Source organism: Burkholderia contaminans, assembly GCF_029633825.1.
GTDB classification, from domain to species: Bacteria; Pseudomonadota; Gammaproteobacteria; order Burkholderiales; family Burkholderiaceae; genus Burkholderia; species Burkholderia contaminans.
Window position 1 is genome coordinate 2,247,086 of sequence record NZ_CP090641.1, and the last position, 25,301, is coordinate 2,272,386.

The 25,301-nt window shown below is 63.9% G+C and carries 27 protein-coding genes; 21 read left to right on the top strand and 6 right to left on the bottom strand.

Annotated elements, in window-relative coordinates; genetic code table 11:
• Positions 1-55: 55 nt before the first annotated feature.
• Complete coding sequence (locus LXE91_RS27765) at positions 56-733, top strand: hypothetical protein (protein ID WP_039354273.1); 678 nt, start codon at positions 56-58, stop codon at positions 731-733.
• A 4-nt stretch (positions 734-737) separates the two neighbouring features.
• Here LXE91_RS27765 and LXE91_RS27770 read toward each other — a convergent pair whose 3' ends face one another.
• Positions 738-1,709 (bottom strand): LysR substrate-binding domain-containing protein, encoded by a 972-nt coding sequence (locus LXE91_RS27770; protein WP_039354274.1) that lies wholly within the window; start codon positions 1,707-1,709, stop codon positions 738-740.
• Between the two features lie 135 nt (positions 1,710-1,844).
• Between LXE91_RS27770 and LXE91_RS27775 the strand changes: the two genes are divergently transcribed.
• The 4 genes from LXE91_RS27775 to LXE91_RS27790 all read left to right on the top strand — a co-directional run bounded on the left by LXE91_RS27775 (position 1,845) and on the right by LXE91_RS27790 (position 6,256).
• A complete protein-coding gene (locus LXE91_RS27775) occupies positions 1,845-4,145 on the top strand; it encodes an NADP-dependent malic enzyme (protein ID WP_039354276.1) in 2,301 nt (766 codons plus the stop codon).
• Positions 4,146-4,273: 128 nt separating this feature from the next.
• A complete protein-coding gene (locus LXE91_RS27780; RefSeq protein WP_039354279.1) occupies positions 4,274-4,843 on the top strand; it encodes a GNAT family N-acetyltransferase in 570 nt (189 codons plus the stop codon).
• Positions 4,844-5,210: 367 nt separating this feature from the next.
• On the top strand, positions 5,211-5,684 hold the full coding sequence (locus LXE91_RS27785) for a GNAT family N-acetyltransferase (RefSeq protein ID WP_052760169.1): 474 nt from the start codon (positions 5,211-5,213) through the stop codon (positions 5,682-5,684).
• Between the two features lie 110 nt (positions 5,685-5,794).
• Positions 5,795-6,256 (top strand): SRPBCC family protein, encoded by a 462-nt coding sequence (locus tag LXE91_RS27790; protein WP_039354281.1) that lies wholly within the window; start codon positions 5,795-5,797, stop codon positions 6,254-6,256.
• Between the two features lie 17 nt (positions 6,257-6,273).
• Here the strand turns inward: LXE91_RS27790 and LXE91_RS27795 are convergent, their stop codons facing one another.
• Both LXE91_RS27795 and LXE91_RS27800 read right to left on the bottom strand, forming a co-directional pair.
• Positions 6,274-6,429: a hypothetical protein gene (locus LXE91_RS27795; RefSeq protein WP_223274287.1), complete on the bottom strand. Its 156-nt coding sequence runs from the start codon at positions 6,427-6,429 to the stop codon at positions 6,274-6,276.
• Positions 6,430-6,436: 7 nt separating this feature from the next.
• Positions 6,437-7,366 (bottom strand): LysR family transcriptional regulator, encoded by a 930-nt coding sequence (locus LXE91_RS27800; protein WP_039354283.1) that lies wholly within the window; start codon positions 7,364-7,366, stop codon positions 6,437-6,439.
• Positions 7,367-7,624: 258 nt separating this feature from the next.
• Between LXE91_RS27800 and LXE91_RS27805 the strand changes: the two genes are divergently transcribed.
• Positions 7,625-8,536 carry a DMT family transporter gene (locus LXE91_RS27805; protein WP_039354286.1) on the top strand — a complete coding sequence of 304 codons (912 nt, stop codon included), beginning with the start codon at positions 7,625-7,627 and terminating at the stop codon, positions 8,534-8,536.
• A gap of 62 nt (positions 8,537-8,598) precedes the next feature.
• Positions 8,599-9,624 (top strand): alpha/beta hydrolase, encoded by a 1,026-nt coding sequence (locus LXE91_RS27810; RefSeq protein WP_039354288.1) that lies wholly within the window; start codon positions 8,599-8,601, stop codon positions 9,622-9,624.
• A 42-nt stretch (positions 9,625-9,666) separates the two neighbouring features.
• Here the strand turns inward: LXE91_RS27810 and LXE91_RS27815 are convergent, their stop codons facing one another.
• Positions 9,667-9,921 carry a hypothetical protein gene (locus LXE91_RS27815; RefSeq protein ID WP_141716929.1) on the bottom strand — a complete coding sequence of 85 codons (255 nt, stop codon included), beginning with the start codon at positions 9,919-9,921 and terminating at the stop codon, positions 9,667-9,669.
• A 107-nt stretch (positions 9,922-10,028) separates the two neighbouring features.
• Here LXE91_RS27815 and LXE91_RS27820 point away from each other — a divergent pair, with 107 nt between their 5' ends.
• The 5 genes from LXE91_RS27820 (at position 10,029) to LXE91_RS27840 (ending at position 14,389) form a co-directional block, all read left to right on the top strand.
• Positions 10,029-11,291: a DUF6402 family protein gene (locus tag LXE91_RS27820; protein ID WP_039354290.1), complete on the top strand. Its 1,263-nt coding sequence runs from the start codon at positions 10,029-10,031 to the stop codon at positions 11,289-11,291.
• 8 nt (positions 11,292-11,299) lie between these two features.
• Positions 11,300-11,944, top strand: coding sequence for a hypothetical protein (locus LXE91_RS27825; protein ID WP_234037657.1), 645 nt, complete (start codon positions 11,300-11,302; stop codon positions 11,942-11,944).
• Between the two features lie 358 nt (positions 11,945-12,302).
• Positions 12,303-13,502: an aminotransferase-like domain-containing protein gene (locus tag LXE91_RS27830; protein ID WP_039354294.1), complete on the top strand. Its 1,200-nt coding sequence runs from the start codon at positions 12,303-12,305 to the stop codon at positions 13,500-13,502.
• Positions 13,503-13,514: 12 nt separating this feature from the next.
• Positions 13,515-13,706, top strand: a complete 192-nt coding sequence (locus LXE91_RS27835) for a hypothetical protein (protein WP_039354296.1) — start codon at positions 13,515-13,517, stop codon at positions 13,704-13,706.
• A 95-nt stretch (positions 13,707-13,801) separates the two neighbouring features.
• Positions 13,802-14,389, top strand: coding sequence for a pyridoxamine 5'-phosphate oxidase family protein (locus tag LXE91_RS27840; protein ID WP_039354298.1), 588 nt, complete (start codon positions 13,802-13,804; stop codon positions 14,387-14,389).
• 16 nt (positions 14,390-14,405) lie between these two features.
• On the opposite strand, the gene gcvA is transcribed toward LXE91_RS27840, so the two are convergent.
• Positions 14,406-15,299, bottom strand: coding sequence for a transcriptional regulator GcvA (gcvA, locus tag LXE91_RS27845; protein ID WP_039354300.1), 894 nt, complete (start codon positions 15,297-15,299; stop codon positions 14,406-14,408).
• Between the two features lie 134 nt (positions 15,300-15,433).
• Between gcvA and LXE91_RS27850 the strand changes: the two genes are divergently transcribed.
• Entirely contained in the window at positions 15,434-16,138 is a 705-nt protein-coding gene (locus tag LXE91_RS27850; protein ID WP_039354670.1) for an SDR family oxidoreductase, read from the top strand.
• Between the two features lie 204 nt (positions 16,139-16,342).
• On the top strand, positions 16,343-17,620 hold the full coding sequence (locus LXE91_RS27855) for an epoxide hydrolase family protein (protein ID WP_039354302.1): 1,278 nt from the start codon (positions 16,343-16,345) through the stop codon (positions 17,618-17,620).
• Positions 17,621-17,704: 84 nt separating this feature from the next.
• Here the strand turns inward: LXE91_RS27855 and LXE91_RS27860 are convergent, their stop codons facing one another.
• On the bottom strand, positions 17,705-18,538 hold the full coding sequence (locus LXE91_RS27860; protein WP_039354305.1) for an alpha/beta fold hydrolase: 834 nt from the start codon (positions 18,536-18,538) through the stop codon (positions 17,705-17,707).
• A 108-nt stretch (positions 18,539-18,646) separates the two neighbouring features.
• Between LXE91_RS27860 and LXE91_RS27865 the strand changes: the two genes are divergently transcribed.
• The 7 genes from LXE91_RS27865 (at position 18,647) to LXE91_RS27895 (ending at position 25,158) form a co-directional block, all read left to right on the top strand.
• Complete coding sequence (locus tag LXE91_RS27865) at positions 18,647-19,177, top strand: MarR family winged helix-turn-helix transcriptional regulator (RefSeq protein WP_039354307.1); 531 nt, start codon at positions 18,647-18,649, stop codon at positions 19,175-19,177.
• A gap of 95 nt (positions 19,178-19,272) precedes the next feature.
• On the top strand, positions 19,273-20,229 hold the full coding sequence (locus LXE91_RS27870) for a LysR family transcriptional regulator (RefSeq protein ID WP_039354309.1): 957 nt from the start codon (positions 19,273-19,275) through the stop codon (positions 20,227-20,229).
• A gap of 208 nt (positions 20,230-20,437) precedes the next feature.
• Complete coding sequence (locus tag LXE91_RS27875; protein ID WP_039354310.1) at positions 20,438-21,367, top strand: TauD/TfdA family dioxygenase; 930 nt, start codon at positions 20,438-20,440, stop codon at positions 21,365-21,367.
• Positions 21,364-22,839 carry an AMP-binding protein gene (locus LXE91_RS27880; protein ID WP_039354312.1) on the top strand — a complete coding sequence of 492 codons (1,476 nt, stop codon included), beginning with the start codon at positions 21,364-21,366 and terminating at the stop codon, positions 22,837-22,839. The genes LXE91_RS27875 and LXE91_RS27880 overlap by 4 nt, the downstream gene beginning before the upstream one ends.
• Before the next feature lie 13 nt (positions 22,840-22,852).
• Positions 22,853-23,479: a thermostable hemolysin gene (locus tag LXE91_RS27885; RefSeq protein WP_039354314.1), complete on the top strand. Its 627-nt coding sequence runs from the start codon at positions 22,853-22,855 to the stop codon at positions 23,477-23,479.
• 57 nt (positions 23,480-23,536) lie between these two features.
• Entirely contained in the window at positions 23,537-24,727 is a 1,191-nt protein-coding gene (locus LXE91_RS27890; RefSeq protein WP_039354317.1) for a multidrug effflux MFS transporter, read from the top strand.
• A complete protein-coding gene (locus LXE91_RS27895; RefSeq protein ID WP_039354319.1) occupies positions 24,724-25,158 on the top strand; it encodes a DoxX family membrane protein in 435 nt (144 codons plus the stop codon). The genes LXE91_RS27890 and LXE91_RS27895 overlap by 4 nt, the downstream gene beginning before the upstream one ends.
• Positions 25,159-25,301: the final 143 nt, after the last annotated feature.

Below are 25,301 nucleotides of genomic sequence, written 5' to 3' on the forward strand. Positions count from 1 at the left end.
GGCCGGATCATCGACAATTCGCGCCTGTCAAAACATGAGAGAATGGGGCAGGTGCATGCGCGGGTTCCGTAAAACGCTTGGGGTGATCCTGGGCCTTTCCGTCGTTGGCGTTACCGGTGTTCAAGCCGCCTCCGGCGAACTGGCCTTCCCGCGTTTCACCCAGACGGAGGGCCGGACGGATAGCGACGGGCTCCCGCTGTCCGGCGCGAAACTCTGCGTGCTTCCCGAGCGTGCGCCGTGTTTCCAGATGCCGCCTGCGCCGCTTCCCAATTCGCCGAAGGAGTTTTACCAGTTCGGACTGATGCCACGGTCCGAACGATTGCCGATTGCGTCGGGCGGTTCCTGGGTGTTCTTCTCGGGGATGTTCTCGGGCGGCGGCAGCGGGATGCTGGAGCGCGTGGCGATCCTGCGTTACGGCGCGAACGGCAGGATCGAGAACCTGATGCCGGAAGTCACCCAGACGGAGTCGGCCGACCGCGCGATGTGGAAGGTGCCGGACGTGTCGCCCTACCCGGTGTTCGTTCGGGCGGACTTCGTGTGGGCCGACAACGAGGATCATTTCGGCAAGCACTTCTTCGAAGTCGACGCGTGGGTGTTCGATCCCGCGACCAGCCTGTACAGGAAGCGGTTTTCGTACCGGACGACCAAACGCTACGACCGCGGCGAGGGCTCGGACCATGTGCTGAGCGCCGAGCGTGCGGAAATTCTGCGGCGCCTCGCGGCCAGCAAGTAGCCGCCTACCGCTGCGCGTCCCCGTAAGTCTCCCTGCAAACCTCGCGCAACGCGTCGACGAGCAGATCCCGTGCGGGCGAGCGCGAATCGGCGGCGCGGGTAAACAGCGCGATGGGTGGAAGCGTCCATACCAGCGAGTACGGCACGATCGCCACGCCGGCGATCCGCACCAGTTCTTCCGCGATATCGGCGGGCACGATCGAGACGGCCTCGTCGCTCGACGCGATCATTTCGCCGATCAGCTTGGACGAGTAACTTTCGACGATCGGGACGGGCGGTGCGATGCCGGCCGACAGGAACAGGTCGGTCACCTGTTCGCGCATCGGCGTATGCGGCGCGCCGAGAATCCAGTCGAGCGCGTGCAGCTTGTGCCAGTCGAGCGCGGTGCGGGCCAGTTTCGCGGCAAGGCGCCGGCTCGCGATCACGCGCGGCTGCTGCTGGTACAGCACTTCGAAGGAAACCTGGCCCAGGTCGATCGCCGACGAGGCCCGCCCGATCACGATGTCGACGCCGTGGTCCCTGAGCTGCATCAGCAGTTGATCGCTGGTGCCTTCGTGAATCGTCACGGTCAGGCGCCTTTCCATGCGCGCCTGCAGCCGCTTGAGCGCCGCCGACAGCATCTGCCCGGAAATGAACGGGATCACGCCGATGTGCAGGTGGGCCGCATGCCCGGCGGCGACGGCCTCCATCTCGCGGGCGAGGTGGTCGAGATCCTTGATCATCGCCTTCGCCCGTTCGAGCACGACCGCGCCGAGCGCGGTGGGCCGCATGCCGCGCGACGAGCGCTCGAACAGCGGCGTGCCGAACATGCTCTCCAGCTCGGACAGCGCATTCGTCACGGCGGGCTGGCTGCTGGCCATGTGCTCCGCGACGCGCGTCAGCGACCGGTGCTGCTGGATCTGCAGCAGCAACACCAGATGCCGCATCTTCAAGCGGGCGCCCAGCCGCCTGACCACGTCGTTTGCGTCAAAAGTCATTGACTGGTCACGTATGCATCATGAAAAAGTGATGGGCCGATATTAAAACAGAATCATCACCTTATGGCGGATCCCTAGAATCACCTTCATGGATCGCGCCGGGACTGGCCTGGCGCCCGTGCCCGGATCGAAAACATGAAACAGACAGAGACACAGCAGCAGGCCGCGTTCGACTATCACGAATTTCCGACCCCGGGAAAGATCTCGGTCGTCGCCAGCAAGCCGCTCGTGACCCAGCGCGATCTCGCGCTGGCGTACACGCCCGGCGTGGCGGGCGTATGCGAGGCCATCGCCGCCGATCCGCTGCAGGCGCACCGTTTCACGAGCCGCGGCAACCTGGTGGGCGTGATCACGAACGGCACGGCCGTGCTGGGCCTGGGCAACATCGGCCCGCTCGCGTCCAAGCCGGTCATGGAAGGCAAGGCCGTGCTGTTCAAGAAGTTCGCGGGGATCGACGTGTTCGACATCGAGATCAACGAAACCGATCCGGACAAGCTGGTCGACATCATCGCCGGTCTCGAGCCGACCTTCGGCGGCATCAACCTCGAGGACATCAAGGCCCCCGAGTGCTTCACGGTCGAGCAGAAGCTGCGCGATCGCATGAAGATCCCGGTTTTCCACGACGATCAGCACGGCACCGCCATCACCGTCTCGGCCGCGTTCATCAACGGGCTGAAGGTGGTCGGGAAGTCCATCAAGGAGGTGAAGGTCGTGACGTCGGGCGCCGGTGCGGCCGCGCTCGCCTGCCTGGACCTGCTGGTCGACCTCGGGCTGCCGGTCGAAAACGTCTGGGTGACCGACATCGAAGGCGTCGTCTATCGCGGCCGGACCACGCTGATGGACCCGGCCAAGTCGCGCTTCGCGCAGGAAACCGATGCGCGCAAGCTGGCCGACGTGATCGGCGGCGCAGACGTGTTCCTGGGCCTGTCGGTGGGCGGCATCCTCACCGCGGAGATGCTCAAGCAGATGGCGGCGCGCCCGCTGATTCTCGCGCTGGCCAACCCGACGCCGGAAATCTTCCCGGAACTGGCGCATGCGACGCGTGACGACGTCGTCATCGCGACGGGTCGCTCGGACTACCCGAACCAGGTCAACAACGTCCTCTGCTTCCCGTACATCTTCCGCGGCGCGCTGGACGTGGGCGCGACGACGATCACCCGTGAAATGGAGATCGCCGCCGTTCACGCGATCGCCGGGCTGGCCGAGGAAGAGCAGAACGAAGTCGTCGCGGCGGCCTACGGCGCGTACGACGTGTCGTTCGGCGCGCAATACCTGATTCCGAAGCCGTTCGACCCGCGCCTGATCGTGCGGATCGCGCCGGCGGTGGCCAAGGCGGCGATGGAGGGCGGCGTGGCGAAGCGCCCGCTGACCGATCTCGATGCGTACGTCGAGCAACTGCAGCAATTCGTCTACCATTCCGGCGCGTTCATGAAGCCGCTGTTCGCGACGGCGCGTCGCCTGGTGCGCGACGGCGGCAAGGCGCGGATCGTCTTTACCGAAGGCGAGGACGAGCGCGTGCTGCGCGCGGTGCAGGTGATCGTCGACGAGAAGCTGGCGCGGCCGATCCTGGTCGGGCGCCCGGAAGTGCTGCTGGCGCGCATCGAGCGATTCGGCCTGCGGATCCGGCTCGGTCAGGATGTCGAAGTGACCAATCCGGAATATGACGAGCGCTTCCCGCAGTACTGGACGAAGTACTGGGAGCTGCGCTGCCGGGACGGCATCTCGAAGGAGATGGCGCGGGTCGAGATGCGCCGCCGCCTGACGCTGATCGGCGCCATGATGGTGCGGCTCGGCGATGCGGACGGGATGATCTGCGGGACGGTGGGCGAGTATCACAATCACCTGCGGTTCGTGGACGAAGTGATCGGCAAGAAGCCGGGGGCTTCGACCTACGCGGCGATGAATGTCCTGTTGCTCGATCAGCGGACGGTCGCGCTGGTGGATACGCACGTGAACGACAACCCCGATGCGGAGCAGATTGCTGAATTCACGATCGCGGCGGCGCGGCAGATGGAATGGCTCAATTTGACGCCGAAAGTCGCGCTGCTGTCGCGGTCGAATTTCGGGTCGGGGAGCGCGGCTTCGGGCGTGAAGATGCGCCGGGCGCTGGAGATCGTCCGGGAACAGGCGCCGGATATCGAGGCGGATGGCGAGATGCATGGCGACTGCGCGCTCGATGAAGGGCTGCGGGCGAAGCTGCTGCCGATGTCGCCGTTGAAGGGGGCGGCGAATTTGCTGGTTTGTCCGAATGTGGATGCGGGGAATATTGCTTACAACCTGCTCAAGACCGAGGCGGGGAGCAATGTGGCGGTGGGGCCGTTCTTGTTGGGCGTCAACGCACCGGTGAACATTCTTACTTCCAGCGCCACCGTGCGGCGGATCGTGAATATGGCCGCGCTGACGGTGATTGAGGCGAATCGGGGTGTGGCGGGCTGATTGATTGGTTGTTGTGGGGCGGCTGAGGCCGCCCCTTGTTTGTCGGCATTCGGCCATTTTGAAACACTCGACGCCGCCGATTGAACTGTCGACAATCATCTTTCCCGGACACGCATCGATCAATCAGCATGAGCGCAATCAAACTGTTGAGGCCTACGACAGCTTTGCTGCCGAGCTACGTTTCAGCGCTCGAGGCCGGATGGTCGCCCGACAATGTCCGCAAGGAGATCGCTGCGCGCGAACAATTGGATGCGATTGACGCCAATGCCGAGCAATTCGTGGACGGACTGGACGATCCAGCTGCATCGGGCGGCCCGATTCCGTTACCCGATGGCTCGACTGTCGCGCGACTCCCGAGCATTGTCCGCTGGATATGGGACGGTGATTTCAGCGGTGCAATCGGATTGCGTTGGCAGGTCGGAACCGCCGAATTGCCATCCTACGTACCCGGACATATCGGCTTCTCGGTTGTGCCGTGGAAGCGGGGCAACGGCTACGCCACGCAGGCGCTCGATTTGATGCTGGGCGAAGCAAAGGGACAAGGTCTGCCCTATGTCGAACTGACCGTCGATCCGGAGAATATCGCGTCGCAGAAGGTAATCGCTGCGTGCAATGGTGTATTGATCGAGCGCTTCAGAAAGCCGGCAGCCTACGGATCCGCCGAGACGCTTCGCTATCGCATTCAGTTGAACGACTGAGCAAGCTGTCGGAGGCTGTTCGGCCAGTTTGAGACATTCGCCCGGACCACGTGAATCGCTCGATCTCTGGGGGGGGCATTGACGGCCACTTCGTAGAACGGCACTATGGTCGGCATGAACTTCAACGCGCTCCAGTCCATGATGTGCACCATGACTGCCTATGGCGAGTCGTGGGAGACGTGACGTTCATACATCGCACACACATTTCCTCTACGGCCCCGCCATCATGACGGGGCCGTGTCTTTTCAATCGCTCCGGATTGCATTGGTTCAAACAGGAGTGGTTGCATGCATGACAGAACAAGTGTTTCCGTCCGTCGAGCCTTTGCAGGCGTGCCGACTCGATTGCTCGAGCCGAGGGGCGTGACATGCTGACGATACGAAAGGCGGGTCGCGATGACGTCGTCGACGCATGGGATATACGTAAAACCTCAGTACATGCTGCATGCGCTGGGTATTATCCGGATGCCGCTCTTTCGGGATGGGTCGATGGTGTGCCCACCGATAAATGGGCGGGCATTGTCGAACGCGATTTCTACGTTGCCGTCGATGAAGGACGGGTTGTCGGCACAGGTATGCTTACCGTCGAGAACGGGCAGATCGACGCACTCTTCGTCCGTCCGTCCCACATGGGGCGTGGCATTGGCCGCAAGATGCTGCGCTTTCTGGAAGCATTGGCCACCGAACATGGCGTGGTCGAAATGCACCTCGATGCAACGCTGAATGCAGCGCCGTTCTATCGCAGTTGTGGTTGGACGGGCGACGCGGTTTCGGTATATCGGACGACGCGTGGATTGGAATTGGCGTGCGTACCGATGAGTAAGTGCATCGCCCTCGCGTAGGTTGCATTTCGTGCCGCGTGCGCGTGCGCTTGCGGGCAGGAGCAGATGATCGCTACTGATCGCTCTCGATGACCATGGACCTGCCTACCACGAAATGTCTCCGAGGCCTTATGGGCACGACATCCGATCATCTGTGTGATGAGCCCGTCGAACGTACGATCTTCGTCGCCGCGCCCATCGAGATCCTGGCGGCCAGCCTTGCCGAGCCGTCGCGGATGGCCGAGTGGATGGGCGACGACGCCATGCCGGTGTCTGTCGAGCATGAGGGACGCGCGGGCGGCTTGATCGTTGTACGCGGGCGGCAGCACGTGCCGTTCGAGAATCGTGGCCGCATTGTGCGCTGGGATCCGCCGCGGCGTTTCAGCTGGACGCACCTGAGCACACTGTCAAACCTGCCGGACGAGCCGGCCAGCTACACGACGCTGGATTTCGCGCTGGAGCCCGCTTGCAGCGGCACGACGCTCTCGTTCACGATGCACGGCTTCCCGACGCTCGTCATCCGCAAGCATCTGGTGCTCTACTGGGCGGTGACGCTGGACGTCATCCGGCGCCATGCGGAGGGCTACGCTTGATCCGAGACGAACCTGCGTCATTGAATGCGAAGAAACATACCGGCTTTCTCGGGAAGTAGCGACGGCTGGAAGCCATCGCGCTCGTAGAGCGTCGGCGTCCCGTGATCCGCCATCAGACTGACATGGGCAGTCGGCGGCGCATTCTCGTGAATGTAGTTGATCAGTGCTCGCATGACCAACTTAGTCGACGAACGGCAGCCGCTCGGCACCGCGCCAGATCTGGCTGTCGACGATTTCGTCGACCATCGCGAGAACCATCCGCTTGCCTTCAAGCACCGCTTGCGAATGCGAGCGCGCCGCATTTTCGCAGAGCGCCCAGGTGAGATAGGCGCCCCGGATCGGACTCCACGAGATTGATTCTTCCCAGAACGCGTTGCCGCTGACCGCGCAACATGGCGTCACGGTATCCGCGATTCCCCGCCGTGCGAGGTCCATCGACAGATGCATTGCATCGAGTTCGAACAGGATGTCGAGTTCGACATTGCGACGGACCATCGCGTGCTCGATGGTCGAGCGGATGACATTCTGTTTTCCCGCCAGCGCGAGTTTGCGATCCCTGAGACGCGACAGCGGCACCGCTTTGTCGGGCCTCAAGCCGGCATCCTTGGCACTCACGAGAATGAGCGGCTCCCGAACGAGTGGGGTATGGACATAGCCCTGCGGCGGCGACGCTTCGAACGGGACGATGGCGAGGTCCAGCATGCCGGCATGCATGACGTCACGAAGCTCGTGGCTCACGCCCTCGTGAACACGAAGCCTCACGCGTGGATAGTCGGCGACCAGGCGCGCCACGAAGTTCGATGTGAACAGATTGCGCCAGGAAGGCGCAATGCCTATCGCCAACTGGCCTGCCGCGCGGTCGCCCACCTGCTCGACCAACGAAGTCAACTGACGAAGAATGGGCCGCGCGCGCTCCATCAGCAGCGTGCCGGCCTCGGTGAGCTGAACGCCGCCCTGCGTTCGCGTAAAAAGCTTCGCGCGAAGTTGATGCTCGAGCAGCGCGATGTGGCGCGATAGCGCTGGCTGGGAGAGCCGCAAGTCAGTTGCGGCCTTGTTGATACTGCCGAGTTCGGCAACACGCAAGAAGTACTCGATAAGGCGAGAGTCCACTGGCGCCTCCGTGCATTCCGGTTGGGTCTATTGCACAAGCAGGGCAAGCATAACGCCATTATTCGGTATCTGGATAACAGCCATAAAACATCCGCATTATCGGGATAACGATGCGCTCGGTAGCATTGAAGTCATCGCATACGAGGTCGTCGACCGTAACGGTCCCAGGGCAGCGCCGTACAGGGAGCATTTCATGAGCCGGTGCCCGGGCGGCAAGGCGGCCACGACCGGCGGATTCGTGAGACAGGAGGGCGCAAAGTGACTGCGACAACCACGGCCCCTACCCGGTGGAGCGCGCATCGCGGGTGGGTCGCGCTCGCCGTCGGCTACCAATGGTTCTACAACGGGGCCAATTTCCTGGCTTTCAAGGTGGCCGGGAACGCGTGGCATCCGCTGATGGTGGCGACATTGCGCTTCTCGCTCGCGGCGCTGGTCGTTCTGCCTTTCGCGCTGGCGCGCTGGCGCCGGTCGCCTGCGTCGGTCCGCGAGTCGGGTGGGGCGGCGTTGATTGGCGTCACCATGCTGGTGGCCAGTCAGGCACTCGCGATCTGGGGGACGCATTTTTTGCCGGCAGGGGTGGCCGCGGTATTCGGTTCGTCTTCGCCGCTCTTTCTGGCGGTGTTCGCATGGGCCGTGTTTCACCAGCCGCTGGCCGGCCGTCAGATCGCCGGGGTCGCCGTCGGCTTTGCCGGTCTCGCGCTGATGGGCTGTACGTCGGCTGCCGGCGGCGGCTTCCGGCCGATGGGCGCGGTGCTTGCGCTTACCGCGACTGCGGCCTGGGCAGTCGGATCGTTGCTTGCGCCGCGGCTGGCGTTGCCTCGCGATCCCGTGATCAGCCTCGCGATACAACTGATATCGGCCGGCGCGCTGCTCGGCGCGATCGTCGCCGTGTCGGGAATCGCTGCCACGACGCACCTTGCGCGCGTACCGCCAGCGGCGTGGGCCGCGCTCGCGTTCCTCGTCGTGGCGAGCACGCTGATCGGCTACGCCGTGTTCCTGACGCTCAACGCTCAGGTCTCGACGACGCTCGCCAACACCTTCAACTATGCCGCGCCGGTGATCGCGCTATGTCTCTCCGCACTTGTGCTGCACGAGCCGTTGACGTTCGTGAAGCTGATTTCCGGCGGCATCGCGTTGGTGGGGGTGGCGCTGATGATCGATCGCAAGTAGCCCGGCGAACGGCTGGCTTTTCACCTTCAGCAGACCGCTGAAATCGACTGGAGTCCTGAATCATGACGGAAACATCTCGACACCCGCTGGTATCACGCACGTTCAACATGACTGGTCGGTCGACGCACTATCTCGAGAGTGGGCCGGCCGAGGGACCGCTGATGTTCTTTCTGCACGGCTGGCCGAGCATCAGTTTGATGTGGCGCGCCCAAATGGAAGCCTTCGCCGCTGACGGCTGGCGCTGCGTTGCGCCGGACTTGCGCGGCTACGGTGGTTCCTTTGCGCCCGAAGCCACCGACGCCTACACCATCGAGGCCGTCGTGACGGACATGAACGAGCTGCACGACCACCTCGGCGGCGCGCCTGCGATCTGGGTCGGGCACGACTGGGGAAGTGTCGTGGCCGCAGAATTGTCCGCGCATGAACCCGAGCGTAGCCGTGGTGTGGTGCTGACTTCGCTGGCCTATCAACCCGATGGGCACGCGCTGAGCACGGTCGTTCCACTGGTCGACCGGGCGATTTATCCCGCCGACGCGTATCCCGATGGTCAGTGGGATTACTACCGTTACTACATGACGCATTTCGAAGCGGCGGTCGCGGACCTGGATGCGGACCGGACGGCATCGCTGGCGTCAATTTTTCGATCGGGGAACCCCGGTGGTATCGGCAAGGTGTCGCCGAATGCCCTCGTCACCCGCAATGGAGGGCGTTTCGGTGCCGCGCATCGTGCGCCGCCGACTCGCCCTGATCCGGCCCTGTGGCCGCCGGCGGACTTTGAAGCGCTGGTAGCGTCGTTCAATACGCATGGCTTCCGTCCCGCCTGTGCGTGGTATCTGAACGACGAGGCCAACATCGCGTACGCGCGCCACGCGCCGGATGGCGGCCGTCTCTCGCAGCCGGTGCTGTTCGTCAACGGCGAATTCGATCAGATTTGCAGCATCACCGGAAATCGCCAGGGCGATCCCATGCGTGCGGCATGCGCAGACCTGACCGTGGCAACGATGCCGGCCGGACACTGGTTGCCGCTGGAATGCAAAGCGCAGCACATCGAGGTTCTCCATGCGTGGCTCCGGAGCAGAAATCTTTGATGCGGAGAGACATCGGTCGGACTGGGTGCATCGATTCAAGTCTCAGCGGCGGGGCAAGGAGAAGGCCGGCGAGCTGCTGCGTGCCCGCGGCTGGAGCGCGGCGCATCCTGAGGTTCGTATGGCAAACGAATTCAGCTCGACCATCCGATGAAGATTTCTCATGCCATCGAGATAGCGAAAGAATCCGATTGCCGTCAGTGTAAAAATGGCAAAAAGATATCGGAGCGCGATGTTGGAGCGACATGAGACAAAGCATTTCGTATCAATTTCGTCGTTGAGAATTGTCCCAATCTTCACGATTTTCTCGGGCTCGGACTGATTTAACAGTTGTTTTCATTAATATTGCGGACTTGCGCGGGTATCGATTATTTTTGCGCCGATTCATTCAGAAGTGCTATCTACCCATGCCAGTTGTAAAAAAAGTTCCGTACTACCAGATGGAGCCGCGGCTTCTATATTCCGGAAAGCATTGGAAATGCTACTCGGGCGTCGTCGGGTGCGTTCCCATCGACACGCAGCAAAAGATCTCGTTCGCCAGGCTCGCGCCAAATGAGCAGCCACCGCCACCTCCGCCCAAGGTAGCCGATCCAGTCGCAGCGCAGAGGCCGCGAGCTCCTGCTCCAGCACGGGCCAAGCCGCCCAACAAGCCACAATCGAGCGACAAGCCTCAAGACGCCGAGCAAGCCGACAAGCTGCCCGAGTTCGATCTGCAGGACATCCCCGACGCGATGGACAAGGAGGGCTGGCCAATTTCGGCCAAGTTGGCGCGAAAGTGGCTCGCGAGCCCCAAGCATGTCTACAACAACAAGCTCAACTCACCGCAGCCGATCGACGACACGACAGTCACTCTGGAATGGGCGTTGAGATTTCGCGGAGCACGGCAGCGTTTCAATCACCTCGTCCGGCAAGCGATCTACACGGAGAAAGCTGCTGAGGCAGTCAAGAATGCGCTGGTACCCGTGATCGAGAGGTTTTTTGCTGCCGGAAAGATGAACGCGGCGGGTGTCGTGATCGACACTGCCCCGTTTCTGACGAATCTGCTTCAGTTTCATATCGACTGGAGATTTCAGTTCCAGCCGGTATCATCCTTTGCGACGCTCGACGGCACGGCTTTGACCGATCTAACCGGCGCTCTGGGAAACTTCAATTTCTATGCTGCTGTCGGGAGAGCGACCGTTACCGGTGAGCGCTACTACAAGTACGAAGGCAAGAACACAATATTCTGCCTCGAACCGGTTGCACAGATGACTCACATCTATGTCTACATCAAGGACAGCTACTCGTTCAACGATGACTCGTCTTCCAAGAGCCAGTATCTCGGCCACTGGAACAAGAACGGAATGGTGCTGTCGTACGCCGCGGTCATCAACGATTTTTTCGAGAGCAGCAACTTGAACGTTGGGAACTCGCCCCTTGAGAAGGGGCGTTATCTCCCTGAGGGAGAAGAGGTCGATAAGCCGATCGACAAACGAACCAGTCGCCTTCGGAAATTTCGAGTGAAGGATGTCTACTGGCCGGTGCATAACAAGACGTACCGGGACTGGAGGTCGGTGCATAATCGTGGCGGCGACTTCATGGTCTACAGCAAGCCAGAACTCATCAAGCTGGACAAGCCGATCATCCTGAAAATTGACACCGTATGCAGAACCATTCCGGCCGAGCAATGAAAGCCGCCATGACTATCCTAAAAGTAGTCTTGTCCGTGATCGCCATTTACCTGGTTGTCGATATCGGGTGGACGTTCGTACCGGTTGACGTGCATAACGAGATCACGATTTTCGCGCTCATGCATACAAAGCTGGCGATCTTCGCCATCCCGGCGATCGTCTTCGGGTTCTACCTGGCTCGGCATGTCAGAAATTTCAACCGTTTCAGCCGCGCGAAGCGCGCAGGTCTGGTCATCGTCACACTCGTTTTTTTGGCATTCGTCTACTTGGTCGGCTTTCGTGGAATCATGATTGACGGTACCGATTGTCAGCGCTTCAACTACAACGTCAAGATGAATGGTGGTGTCAAACAGGTCGACGGCACAACCTACATCATCAACATCTGCGGACGTGGTGCCCCCGGCAACGGTTTTTTTGTGGATCAGAATGAGCAGATAAAAATCGTCGTCAGAGATGCATATGGCTCGACGCTTGCCACTCGACTATTTTTCGTTTTTGGGGATGGCCGGCCGGGGGAAGAATCGATCATCATCCGTAGGAACGAGTTGATTTATTTCGATGCATCGGATGAGGACGGCAGTGAAAGGTCGATCTCGCTGCCGCCCACCACGCTCGATTGGATCGCGGCGAGAATTCCGATTTGGCTTCGCTGAGAACGGTCCCGCTGCCCGGGTGGTCGTCGCGTTGATGCGGCGCCACCAACGATGCAGGATTCTCGCTGAGCCGCCCAAGCCAAGAAAGCCTTAGCGATCGCCGTGACCCCATCCGGCGAAACAATCCCCCGAATCAAACGCCCGTTCGACAAACCAGCCGAAACCCGCGCCCCCAAACACCCGCCCCACCGCGATGTAATGACCAAACCGCAAGACCTAGTGCATAGATATCGTTTGCCGCGGCCTTAATGACTATCGACAATCGTGGCTCGATTTCACCGCCGCGGCGCCAGAAGCGCCTTGGCGGCCGGCACTCGGCGGCTATCCCGGCTGTCCGCGCCCACCCGCTCACGACGACATGTACGCGTTCACTCCCTCATTCCAGAATCCCGCCGGCTCGCCGATCCGCGAACTGTTCAAGTACCTGTCCGAACCGGGCATGATTTCGTTCGCGGGCGGTTATCCGGCCAGCGACCTGTTCGACGTCGACGGCCTGAACGCCGCAGCCGAGCGCGCGTACGCGCAGCCCGTGCGCTGCCTGCAATACGGCCCGACCGACGGCCTCGCCGAACTCAAGCAGCAACTGATCGCGTTGATGGGGCGCCGCGGCGTCGAGTGCACGCCGGCCGAACTGCTCGTCACGACCGGCTCGCAGCAGGGTCTCGACCTGCTGCTGCGCGTGATGGTGTCGCCCGGCGACGTCGTGCTGACCGAACAACCGGCCTATCCTGCGACGCTGCAGGCGATGCGCTTGCAGCAGGCGCGCATCGTGACGATTCCGGTCGACGGCGCGGGCCTCGACGTCGGTCGTCTCGGCGAACAGCTTGCATCCGGCGCGATCGCGCAACCGAAGCTGCTCTACACGGTCCCGACCTTCGCGAACCCGACGGGCGCGACGCTCACGCGCGAACGCCGGCTGAAGCTGCTGCGTCTGGCAGTGCAATACCGTTTCCTGATCATCGAGGACGATCCGTACGGCGACCTGCGTTTCGCGGGCGAAGCCGTGCCGTCGATGCTCGCGCTCGCCGATGAAGTGGACGGCGCGCGCGACTGGATCGTGCATTTCGCGAGCCTGTCGAAGATCGTCGCGCCCGGGTTGCGCGTGGGCTGGACGATCGCGCCGGCCGAGATCGTACGGCGTTGCGTGATCGCGAAGCAGACGGTCGATCTGTGCAGCACGCCGTGGACCCAGGCGACCGCTGCCGAGTATCTGGCCGACGGTGCGCTCGAACGCCATCTGCCGCGCATCACGGCCGCGTACCGGCGCAAATGCGATGCGATGTGCGACGCGTTGCGCGCCGGCCTGGGCGATGCGATCGAATTCCATCGTCCCGAAGGCGGGATGTTCGTGTGGGCGCGGATCGGCGCGGTGTCGTCGGACGTGCTGCTGCAACAGGCGATCGCGAACAAGATCGTGTTCGTGCCGGGCAAGGCGTTCTTCGCGGACAACGTCGACGCGGCTTCGCTGCGCCTGTCGTTCGCCGCGCCGGACGTCGACGCGATCCGGGAAGGCGTGGCGCGCCTCGTGCGCGCGTATGGTGCGGCGCTGGCCGCGTGAGGAGACACCCACATGACTATCACCGTCAACGACACGGTAACGATGCGCGCAGCGCCGGGCGCGGGCGATAGCCGGCCGGTTGCGCACCGGTCGTCGCAGATCAGCGCGGGGCCGCAGTATGTGGCCGACGTGCTCGGCCGTTTCGGCGCGGAGCCGGCGGCCGACTTCGGCGACGCGGCACCGGTCGTACTCGGCTACAACTGAGCCGCGCGGCGACGGCCGGCGCGTCGCATGCGTGCCGTCGCCGCGGCAAACGGTTAAGCTGGCGCGATCGCAACCTGCACGATCGCCGCTTCGTCATGCCTGACTTCATTTCCGAATCACTCGCGCAAACCTACGGGCGCCTGTGGTCCTGCCTCGAATCCGGCGTGAGCGCACAACGCTCGCCGTTCACGATGCTGCAGGCCGCGACGCTCGGCATCGACGGCGCGCCGAAGGTGCGCACGATCGTGTTGCGCCAGGTGAGCCGCGCCGATCGCGTGCTGTCGTTTCATACCGATGCGCGTTCGGAGAAGGTCGCGGAGCTGCGCCGCGATCCGCGCATCGCGCTCGTCGCCAGCGATCTCGATGCGCTCGTGCAGATTCGCGTGGAAGGTGCGGCATCGATCTGCGACGACGAAGCGCAACGGCGCGCCATCTGGCAATCGAGCCGGCCGCATACGCTGCTGCTGTATCGCGCACCGTTGCCGCCGGGTACGCCGGTCGCGTCGCCGGAAGCCGCGCACGTCGGCAGCGCCGCATCGACCGATGACGGCTATGACAACTTCTGCCTGCTTCACGTGAGCGTGACGCGTCTCGACTGGCTCGAACTCGCGCGCGCCGGCCATCGCCGCGCGGTGTTCGACCTGCATGAAGGCGGCTACGAAGGCCGCTGGGTCGCACCCTGACGCTGCCGAAGCCCGCTCAAGGGCGCCCGTCCGACACGGCCTGCGTGGCCATCCATTCGCGCATCACGACGATCGCGTCGTCGTCGCGCCGCTCGGCCGGATACACGAGATAGAACCCCACCGACAGCGGAAACGCGAAATCGAACGGTTTGCACAGCCGGCCCGCGGCGATGTCGCGCTCGACCAGCGGATCGGTCGCGAGCGCGATGCCCTGGCCGGCGACGGCCGCATCGATCGCGAGCGACGTCTGGTTGAAGCGCAACCCCTTGTGCGGATCGATGTCGACAGGTTCGGGCATCGCGGCGAGGAACTCGGGCCACAGGTCGTGTGCGTCGTGCAGCAGCACGTGGCCCGCGAGCGCGCGCGGCGACGCGGGCGCGGCCAGCAGCGCAGGGCTGCATACGGCGCACACGTCGAGCGGAAACAGCGCATGCGTGGCGAGATGCTTGCCGAACGGCGGCTTGCCGTAGCGGATCGCGAGATCGACGCCGTCGTGGCGGAACGTCGCGATCTGCGGGTCGGCGATCACGCGCACGTCGTAGTCGGGATGCGCATCGGTGAACTGCGCGAGCCGCGGGATCAGCCATTTCGACGCGAACGACGGCGTCGTGCTGATCGTCAGCGCGGCGCGCCGCTTCACGAGCTTGTCGGTCGCGTCGGCGATCGCATGCAGCGCGCGCTGCACGTCGGAGAAATACGCGGCGCCGTCGTGCGTCAGCGCGAGGCCGCGCGGCAGGCGTTCGAACAGTTTCAGGCCGAGCACGTCCTCGAGGTGGCGCACCTGCTGCGCGACGGCGCCCTGCGTGACGCCGATCTCGTCGGCGGCGGCGCGGAAATTGAGGTGCCGCGCGGACACTTCGAACGCGCGAAGCGCATTCAGCGGCGGCAGGCGGGAGGGGCGAGGCGGCATCGTCAGGCTGTAGAAAAACTATCGGCTGAAGGCAGAAATACTGGTTCGACAGTCGGGATGGATGCGCCTACATTACCACCATGGCGCGCCGAACGGCGGCAGCGCGGCGGCAGGATTCGAACGAGGAGCACATCGTGACTGTAGAAAAAGTAGCGTTGATCACGGCGGCGGGCAAGGGCATGGGCGCGGCGATCGCGCGCGAACTGGCGGCGACGGGCTACCGCGTCGCGCTGATGTCGCCGTCGGGCAGCGCGGTGGCGCTCGGCGAGGAACTGGGCGGGTTCGGCATCCAGGGCTCGGTGACGGAAGAGGCCGACATCGACCGGCTCGTGCAGGAAACGGTCGCGCGCTACGGCCGGATCGACGCGGTCGTGAACAACACCGGGCACCCGCCGAAGGGCGAACTGCTGGCGATCACCGACGACAACTGGCACGCGGGGCTCGACCTGATCCTGCTGAACGTGGTGCGCGTGATGCGCCGCGTGACGCCGATCTTCCAGAAGCAGGGCGGCGGCGCGGTGGTCAACATCTCGAGTTTCGCGGCGGATGCGCCCGAGCAGCCGATGCCCGTTTCGTCGGCGCTGCGCGCGGCGCTGAGCGCGTGGACGCGGCTGTACGCGGAACGCTATGCGGCTGAGAACATCCGGATGAACGCGGTGCTGCCGGGCTTCATCGACAGCTGGCCGGAAACGCCGGAGATCGTCGCACGCATTCCGGCCGGCCGTTTCGGCAAGACCGGCGAGATCGCGAAGACGGTCGCGTTCCTGCTGTCGGACGGCGCGGGGTACATCACCGGGCAGAACATTCGCGTCGACGGCGCGATCGTCAAGGCGCTCTGAGCATCGCGTCGGCAAGCGAGCGGCGGCGCGGGCCGGCCGCTCGCGGTGCAGCCGCTACAAACGCGTACAAATCAGACAAATCCGGGATACATCAGACCTTTCAAATGGGCGACGCCGCGTGACGAGGGCGCGCCGGATCGAAAGCGTGGGCGCGATTCCGCGCGCGGCATCTTCACTTTCCACTACACGAAAGGATGCCGAACGATGTCTTCCACACCGTTTTCCCCGATGCGCCGCCACCTGCTGGCCACTTCCGTGGCCGCAGGGGTCTCGGCGATGCTGCCCACCGCGCTGCATGCGGCGACCGGCGCGAGCGGCATACGCCCGTTCACCGCGCACATTCCCGATGACGCCGTGGCCGACCTGCGCCGCCGCATTGCCGCGACACGCTGGCCGGGCCGCGAGACCGTCGCCGATGAATCGCAGGGCGTGCGGCTCGCGCGCATGCAGGCGCTGCTGCGCTACTGGGGCACCGACTACGACTGGCGCAAGGGCGAGGCGCGCCTGAACGGTTTCCCGATGTTCATCACCGAGATCGACGGGCTCGACATTCATTTCATTCACGTGCGCTCGCGGCACGAGAACGCGATGCCGATGATCATGACGCACGGCTGGCCCGGCTCCGTCTTCGAGCTGCTGAAGGCGATCGGCCCGCTGACGGACCCGACCGCGCACGGCGCGAGCGCGGACGATGCATTCCACGTGGTCGTGCCGTCGCTGCCGGGCTTCGGCTTCTCGGGCCGGCCGACGAAGACGGGCTGGGGCTCCGACCACATCGCGCGCGCATGGGGCGAACTGATGGCGCGGCTCGGCTATACGCGCTTCGTGTCGCAGGGCGGCGATTGCGGCTCCGTGATCTCGCACCGGATGGCGATGCAGCGCGTGCAGGGCCTCGTCGGGATTCACGTGAACATGCCGGCGACGGTGCCGCCGGATATCGCGACGCTGCTCGCGACCGATGCGCCCGCGCCGGCTTCGCTGTCGCCGAAGGAGAAGGCCGCGTACGAGAAGCTCGCGACGTTCTATCGCGACAACTGCGGCTACTCGGCGATGATGGTCACGCGCCCGCAGACGGTCGGCTACGGGCTTGCCGATTCGCCTTCCGGGCAGGCCGCGTGGATGTACGACAAGATCTCGCAGTGGACATACAGCGGCGGCGTGCCCGAACGCTCGATTCCGCGCGACGAGATTCTCGACGACATTTCGTTGTACTGGCTGACGAACACCGCGACGTCTGCCGCGCAGATCTACTGGGAAGATCACTCGAACAACTTCAACGCGGTGGACATCTCGCTGCCGGCCGCGATCACGGTGTTTCCGGGCGAGATCTACCAGGCGCCGCGCAGCTGGGCCGAGCGCAGCTATCACAATCTGATCTACTTCAACGAAGTCGACAAGGGCGGGCACTTCGCGGCATGGGAGGAGCCGGAGCTGTTTGCGCGTGAAGTGCGTGCCGGGTTCCGGCCGTTGCGGCGCGTATAAGCGCGCGACGGGCGGGCGAACGCGGGCCGGCGGTCATAAGGCCTGCGTTCGCTTTCGTGGGCGTGACGCGCCCCGGCAATCGTCTCAATGGGGGGCAACTTGCGCTGCATCCAGTTCGTTGTGGTCCGACAGAAAGCGCAACAGCGCCCAGTTGAATGTCCTGGCGCTGTCGAGATTCGGATGATGCCCGCTTCCCGGGAGTGCACTGAATCGCGCACCCGGGATCATGGCGGCAAGCCGCTGGCCTTCGATCGCCGGGTGAATGCCATCGTCGTCGCTTTGCAGAACCAGCGTCTCGCTGCGAACGAGATTCAGTCTTCTGCGCACGTCGAAGTTCGAGATCCCGTCGCAAAGGCGAGCGAGGAAGGCTGAATCGGCGCCTGCCGCATGGGCATGGCCGATCTGGTACGCGATCTCCCCATCTTCCGTTTGAGCGTAGTCGGCGCTCACCAATGACGGCCACATTTCCTCGAACCAGCGCGTCGCGCCGTCACCGCGCTGGAACGCTGCCTTCCAAAGCTCGAACCGGCGCACGACATCGTCGGCAGCCAGGTTCGAGAATCCGTTGCAGATGACGAGCTTGCCGACCCGCGACGGCGCGTCGATCGCCATCGATAGCGCAATGGCGCCACCGAGTGACAGGCCGACCAGGTTCGCGCTTTCCAGCCCGAGGTGATCCAGCAGACATTCCAGGCCGCTGGCGAATGCCTGAACATCGAGCATGCGATCCGGATAGGACGACGCGCCGTGACCGGGAAGGTCCGGCACGATCACGCGAAAACCGGCCTGACGCAGGAACGACATCTGGCGCGCCCACGCGCGCCCGCAGCTGCCCATATCGTGAATCAACAAGACAGGCGTACCGCTGCCGACATCAGCGTAGTAGAGATCGTGGTCTCCGAATGATAGTTTTGTCATGGGTCTGCTCCGTAGTCGCGCCCAACATGCGCTCTCGCGATTATCTTAATATTGAGATATATTGATGACAAGCGCTCACCGAGAACCCCTTCAAATGCGAGGACATTCATGATTGCGTCGGCCAAGGAGGATCATGTCGACCGTGTGGTGGCTCAATGGCGCGACGAACGCCCCGAGCTCGACGTCGCGTCGATGGAGATCTTCGGCCGGCTCGCGCGGCTTTCCAAGCACTGCGAGAAAGCGCGTACGGAGGCGCTTTCGCCGTTTGGATTCAAGGAAGGCGAATTCGACGTGCTGGCGACGCTTCGACGTGCCGGCAAGCCTTACGAGCTGTCGCCGACGCAGCTTTACCGCTCGCTCATGATCACGTCCGGCGCGATCACGAACCGGTTGATGCGCCTGGAGCAGGCCGGCCTCGTCGAGCGTGTGCCGAATCCACAGGACGGCCGGGGCCTGGCCGTGCGGTTGACGCCAGCCGGCCTCGAGCTGATCGATCGGGCCGTGCGCGTGCACGTGGATACGCAGAATCTGCTGCTCGGAGGGCTCGATGCCGATGGCCGTACGATGCTTGCGGCACTCTTGAAGCAGGCGCTGCTCGCGTTGCCGGGTGAGGCACTCCCGCAGGACGACGCCGGTTAGGTGGCGGGAAAGGGCGATCGATGATCGCCGCGGTATGACCCGGGCGTCGAGGGGAACCGGGAAGAAGTCCAATGACAACAACAACGAGGTAGATCGTGCTCAACAGTAACGTATTGCGCCAACTCGACCTGCAAGACGTGATGGTGTTTCTGTGTCTGTACGAACACAAGAGCGCACGCCGCACCGCCGAGGTCATGAGCATCAGCCAGCCCACCGTCAGCTATTGCCTGAAGCGGTTGCGCAATTGCTTCCACGACGTGCTCTTCGATGTCGATCACGGCAGCCTCGTCGCGACGGCCAAGGCCGAGGCTATCGAGCCTTATCTGCGAAACGTGATCGATGCGGTGAACCACTGCGCCGACATGGATGACGACCAGGTGGTCGCCACGACACGCCGCGTGATGCGCGTCTGTGCGCCGGAGTACTTCGAGCTGCTGTTGCTGCCGGGTGTGCTCGAGTCGTTCATGAAGCGTGGCCGGGAAACCTCGCTGATCGTCGACCGCCTCGGCCGCGATCTGCCGGTGGAACGGCTGCTGGCCGGCGAAATCGACTTCGCGATCGGCTTCGGTCCCGGCTACCATCGGCTGCATCCCGACCTGCAATGGGAATCGGTCCTTTCCGACACCTTCGTGTGTCTGACCGCGTCGCGCAAGCTCGCGCCGTCGACGCGCGTCTCGCTCGACGAATTCTGCGACATGGACCACGTGTTCCCGACGCCGTGGGTATCCGAGCGCAACATGATCGACGGCTGGCTCGAAAAGCTGGGCCGCTCGCGCAGTATCGTCGCGCGCGCCAACACGTATCAGGCCTGCCTGAACATCGTCGCGCGGCTGCCGGTTGCCCTGACGTTGCCGCGGCGCCTGATCCAGTACCTGTCGATTCCGCCGGCCGTGCAGATCTGCGAAGTGCCGCTCGGCTTCCCGACCTTCACGCTGGACGTGATCTGGTCGACGCCGATGGAAAAGAACCCCGACATCCGCACCATGCGCACCCTGTTCAAGGATCTCGCGAGCGCCAATGCGCTCGAGCCGGGGGAATTGCCGCGCGCGTAGCGTCGACCTGCCGGTGCCGGCCGGCGATCGCCGCCGTCCGGTTTATTGCCGGTGAGGAAGCAAACCCCGGCTTCCTTGCAGGACCCTAAACAAAATTTACATCCACCATTTAATTTTTAAAACGGTGCGCCCGGCCGTGTCGGTAGATTGGTCAGTGTTCGACGAAGCCGTGCTTCGAACACAAGACTAACCACACTGAGAGGCAGCCATGATGGATGTAGTTGACGTAGTCACTGCGCAGGTTCAGCACAAACCGTTGCCGCGTTTCGGCTTCGAGTTGATCGAAAGTCTCGAGCCCGGTCAAAAGGCGATCGACCTCGTCGATACCGCCCAGTTGTACGACCAGCTCGCCCATTCGGGTGTCGTGATCTATCGCAATTTCGCGGATACGCTCGACGATTTCAACCGCTTCGTCAGCCAGCATTCGGCGCGCGTCACGTTCGATCCGGCGCGCAAGACCTCGACGGAAAACACCGCCGAAATCGATGCCGGCGAGCTCGAAATGGGCCTGCACCGTGAGAACGGCAACCTGCCGTTCACGCCCGACCTGCAATGGTTCTACTGCCTCGAGCCGGCTCGCGTCGGATCCGAGACGACGATCTGTGACGGGCAGCGCGTGCTGCACGAACTGACGCCGGCCGTGCGTCGCCTGTTCGAGCAGCGCCAGATCAAGTATTCGCGCCGCATTCCCTGGCCGAATGTACAACGCTTCCTGAGCGTCGAGCTGCAGTTGCCGGCGCACGAAGTGAACGACTCGCATCTCGAGGTCGTCAACCAGCGCGTTCGAGGCCAGCACTATCGCCGTCTCGACCCGTTTCTCGTGTCGTCGGAGCGTGTGACCGACGCGATTACCACCAGCTGCTTCTCCGGCCGTCGCGCGTTCTGCAATTCGCTCCTCGGGCCGAGCGTGAACTACGAGCCGCCGCTGATCACGTGGGCCGACGGGTCCGACATCGATTTCGAGGTGTGGGACGAAATCAAGGACGTGACCGCCCGTTATACGTACGACCTGTTCTGGAACAAGGGCGACATCGTCGTGATCGACAACAGCCGCGTGATGCACGGCCGCCGCCGTCTCGCGGACACGGGGCGCCGCATCTTCGGTGCGCAAAGCTATCGCAAGGGAGCAATCGCATGATCAGCGCACTCATCGAACGTCATTTCGCCGAAGCGCCGAACCGCATTGTCGTGCGGGAGATGGACGGCCGTGAATACTCGCTGGACGAACTGCGCGCGGACGTCGCGCGGATCGCCGGCAAGCTGGAGGAGGTGTACGGCGATTGCAGCGGCCTCGTGTTCGGTATTGCCGCGCGCTCCAGCTACACGTGGGTGGCGACGATGCTCGCGATTTTCCGCGTGAAGGCGGTGCTTCTGCCGGTGCCGATCGAGTTTTCCGACGAGCAGATCGGCAGCCTGCTGCACAAGGCAACCGCGATCTTCGCGCAGGATGCGAAAACCGCCGCACGCATCGGTTCGATCCTGCCGGGCATCTCGTGCATCGACGCCGCGAGCGAGCGCGAAGGTTGGCCCGCGGCGGGCGCACCCACCGGCGAGCGAATCGAGCCGGGCATCTGCGGGATCATCCATACGTCCGGTACGACGTCGAAGCCGAAGGGCGTGAAGATCCGCGACGAGGCGGTCGGCCTGCTCGTGACGAACGTGCTGAAGCGCGTGCCGGCCGGGCCGCTCGACTACCTGTCGATCGTGCCGATGAGCCTGCTGATCGAACAGGTGCTCGGCGTGTTCCTGCCGGTGCTGTCCGGCGGCTCGCTGACGCTGATGCCCGCGAACTACGCGGAGTACGGCGCACGCAGCGGCAATGCGCGCGACTACCTGGACCTGATCGCCCGCGTCGATCCGAACTTCCTGTACCTGCCGCCGAAGCTGCTCGAGGAGGCCGATGCGTTGCTGGAGTCGACCGGTACGACGCAACTGTTCGGCCGCCGCAATCCGCACATCATCACGGGCGGCGCGAAGATTCCGGCCACCGTGCTCGAATCGCTGGACAAGCGCGGCGTGCAGGTTTACGAAGCGTACGGGCTCAGCGAGAACAGTTCGATCATCTCGCTGAACTACCCGGGGCAGCGCCGCATCGGCTCGGCCGGGACGCTGCTCGACGGGATCGTGCCGGTGATCGTCGATGGCGAGCTGCGCGTGCGCACGCCGACGCTCTGCGCGGGCTATTACAACTCGGACGATACGTCGTGCGAGCTGACCGACGGCTACCTGCATACCGGTGACATCGCCGAGATCGTCGATGGTTTCCTGTACATCACGGGCCGCAAGAAGCACGTGATCATCCTGTCGACGGCGCGCAACATCTCGCCGGAGTGGGTGGAGACGGTCTACAAGGAAAGCGCGCTGATCGACGACATCGTGGTGTTCGGCGAAGGGCGCGAAGAGCCGGCGGCGATCGTGCTGTCCGCGCACGACGAAGCGGCGGTACGCGACGAGATGGCGCGGCTCGAACCGCGGCTCGCGGATTTCGCGCGCGTGCGGCGCGTCCGGGTCGTGACGGACATCGAGCGTTTCCGCAAGGATTACTACACGGTCACCGGGCGGCCGCGCCGTCAGCTGATCGAGCGCGATCACGCGGCGTCGCTTTATTGACCGGGAGCCGAACGTGCACATCGTACGAAGCTTTCATCCGGGCCAGGACGCTTATCGCGAGATGCAGCTCGCGGTCTCGCAGCACTACTACCAGGCGCACGGCGCGCGTCCGGAGCCTCGCCCGGACCAGTTCTGGTGCCTGACCGACCGCAAGATGACGTTGCCCGGCTACGCGTGCCTGGGGCTCAGCTGGGGCGACAGCGCCCCGCTGTTCTCCGAGCACTACCTCGACGAATCGCTGACGAGCCTTTACGGGCTGTCGCGTGCGGAGCTGGTCGAACTCGGGCAGTTCTCGTCGTTCGGCGCGAAGGGCGCGGGGCGCTACCTGATCGCGAACGTGTTCCGCACGCTGGCTCAGCATCACTACCGGTACGTGCTGATGACGGCGACGGAGCGGGTGCGTCACATCGTGCAGTCGTTGCAAATCGCCTATGACGATCTCGGCCCCGCGTGCGTGAGCCGGGTACGTGACCGACATGTCGACTGGGGTACGTACTACGACAACTCGCCGCGCGTCATCATGGTGAAGATCGACGACATGGCCAGGCGCAACGATTTGCCGATGTGGAGCCCGCTCGATGATCCGCCGTCGGCCCGCATGCCGCTGAGGCAGGTCGAATGCACCGCAAACGGTCACTGATCCCGATGGGCCGCACGCATGCGCGTCGGCCTGTCATGTCATTTCAGGAACGTCCCCATGTCCGACTCAAATAGATACGAAAACTTCCTCGTGTTCCTGGCGCCGCTGATCAACAGCGTCGGCGGGATCGCGATCGACCTGTATGCGCCGAGCATTCCGGCCATCGGTCGAGAACTCAACGTCATGCCGAGCATGATGCAGAACACGATCACGATTACGCTCGTGTTCTATGCGATCGGCCAGCTCGCGTTCGGCATGCTGGCCGACTGGTGGGGCCGGCGCCCGTCGGTACTCTTCGGCCTTGCGCTGTTCATCGCCGGCAGCGCGCTCGCGGTCGTCGCGCCGTCGTTCGAGGTGCTGATGGCGGGACGCGCGATCCAGGGCTTCGCGATCGGCTCATGCCAGGTCGTCGCGCGCGCCGTGCTGGTCGACCGGCTGAAGGGCGACCGCTTCCGCGTCGCGATCGTCTACCTCAGCCTGGCGTTCGGGCTCGGCCCGGTGATCGCGCCGTACATCGGCGGACACGTGCAGGAGTGGGCCGGCTGGCGCTGGAACTTCGTCGTGTACTGCGGCTACGGGCTCGTCGTGCTGTCGTTCGCGTTCGTGGGCCTGCGCGAGACGCTGCGGCCGGAGTTGCGGCGCACGCCGCGGCAAACCATCGCGGGCTATCGCGAGATCCTGTCCGATTCGCACTTCCAGTCGGCTGTCGCGATGCTCGGGATGAGCTTCTCGGCGTTCCTGATGTGGAACGTGATCGGGCCGTACATCGTGCAGTTCCGCCTCGGGCATTCCGCGTCGTACTTCGGCTCGACCGCGCTCGGCGTCGGGCTGTGCTACCTCGGCGGCACGACGCTGAACCGGAGCCTGATCCGGCGCTACAGCGGCGAGCAGCTGATGCGCGGCGGCATCGCGATCTTTGCGCTCGGGGTGGCGTGCGTGGCGTCGAGCGGCGGCGAGCTGATCCTGGTGACCGCACTCGGCGGGATCATGCTGATCGCGTTTGCGCAGGGCTTCATCTTCTCCAACGCGATGGCGCGCTCGATGGCCCTGTTCCCGGGCCGCGCGGGCGCCGCCGCGAGCCTGCAGGGGTGCCTGATGCTCGCGCTCGGCTCGATCGTGTCGGGCGTCGTCAGCGCGCTGCCCATCGAGACGAATGCGGCGATTGCCGTCATGTTCGCGTGCCTGCTGGGCGTGACCATGATCGGCTTCAGGCAACTGCATCGCCTGCATCCGCAGGTGGCGCGATGAAGGCCGCCGTCGCGCTCGCGCTGCGGCTCGTCCTCGGCGCGTTCTGGATCTGGGCCGGCTCGACGAAGATCGTCGGGCACTTCGACGCGGGGCCCTTCCTGAGCGCTGCCGTCTCGCGATCCACAGTGGCGCCCGAAGCCGTGCGGCTCGCGCTGGCCGGCGCGATCGGACACGTCGCGCTTCCGCACGTCGTCGCGGTCAACCTGGTCGTGCCCTGGCTCGAACTGGCGGCAGGGCTGTCGATCCTGCTCGGCATCGCAACCGCGTGGGGGGTTGCCGGCGCGGCGGCGATGTCGGTGCTGTTCCTCATGTGCGGGGCGGTCAGTACCAATCCATTGCTGCTGTTCGGCGCCGTGCTGTTGGCGATGTTTCACCCGTATGCGCGCGCATGGACCCTTCATGCGTCGCGATCGCCTGCCACGACTATCTGATCTCGTGGCGGGTGTCTTTTCGCCGCATGTCCCGTTCGTCCCGGGCATGCGGTTTTTTTTCGTGTCAGGCGCGCGAAATATTTAAACGGGAATTCAAAAAATTGACATCCGGGGGAGGCCGCTCCACACACACTGATGTCATG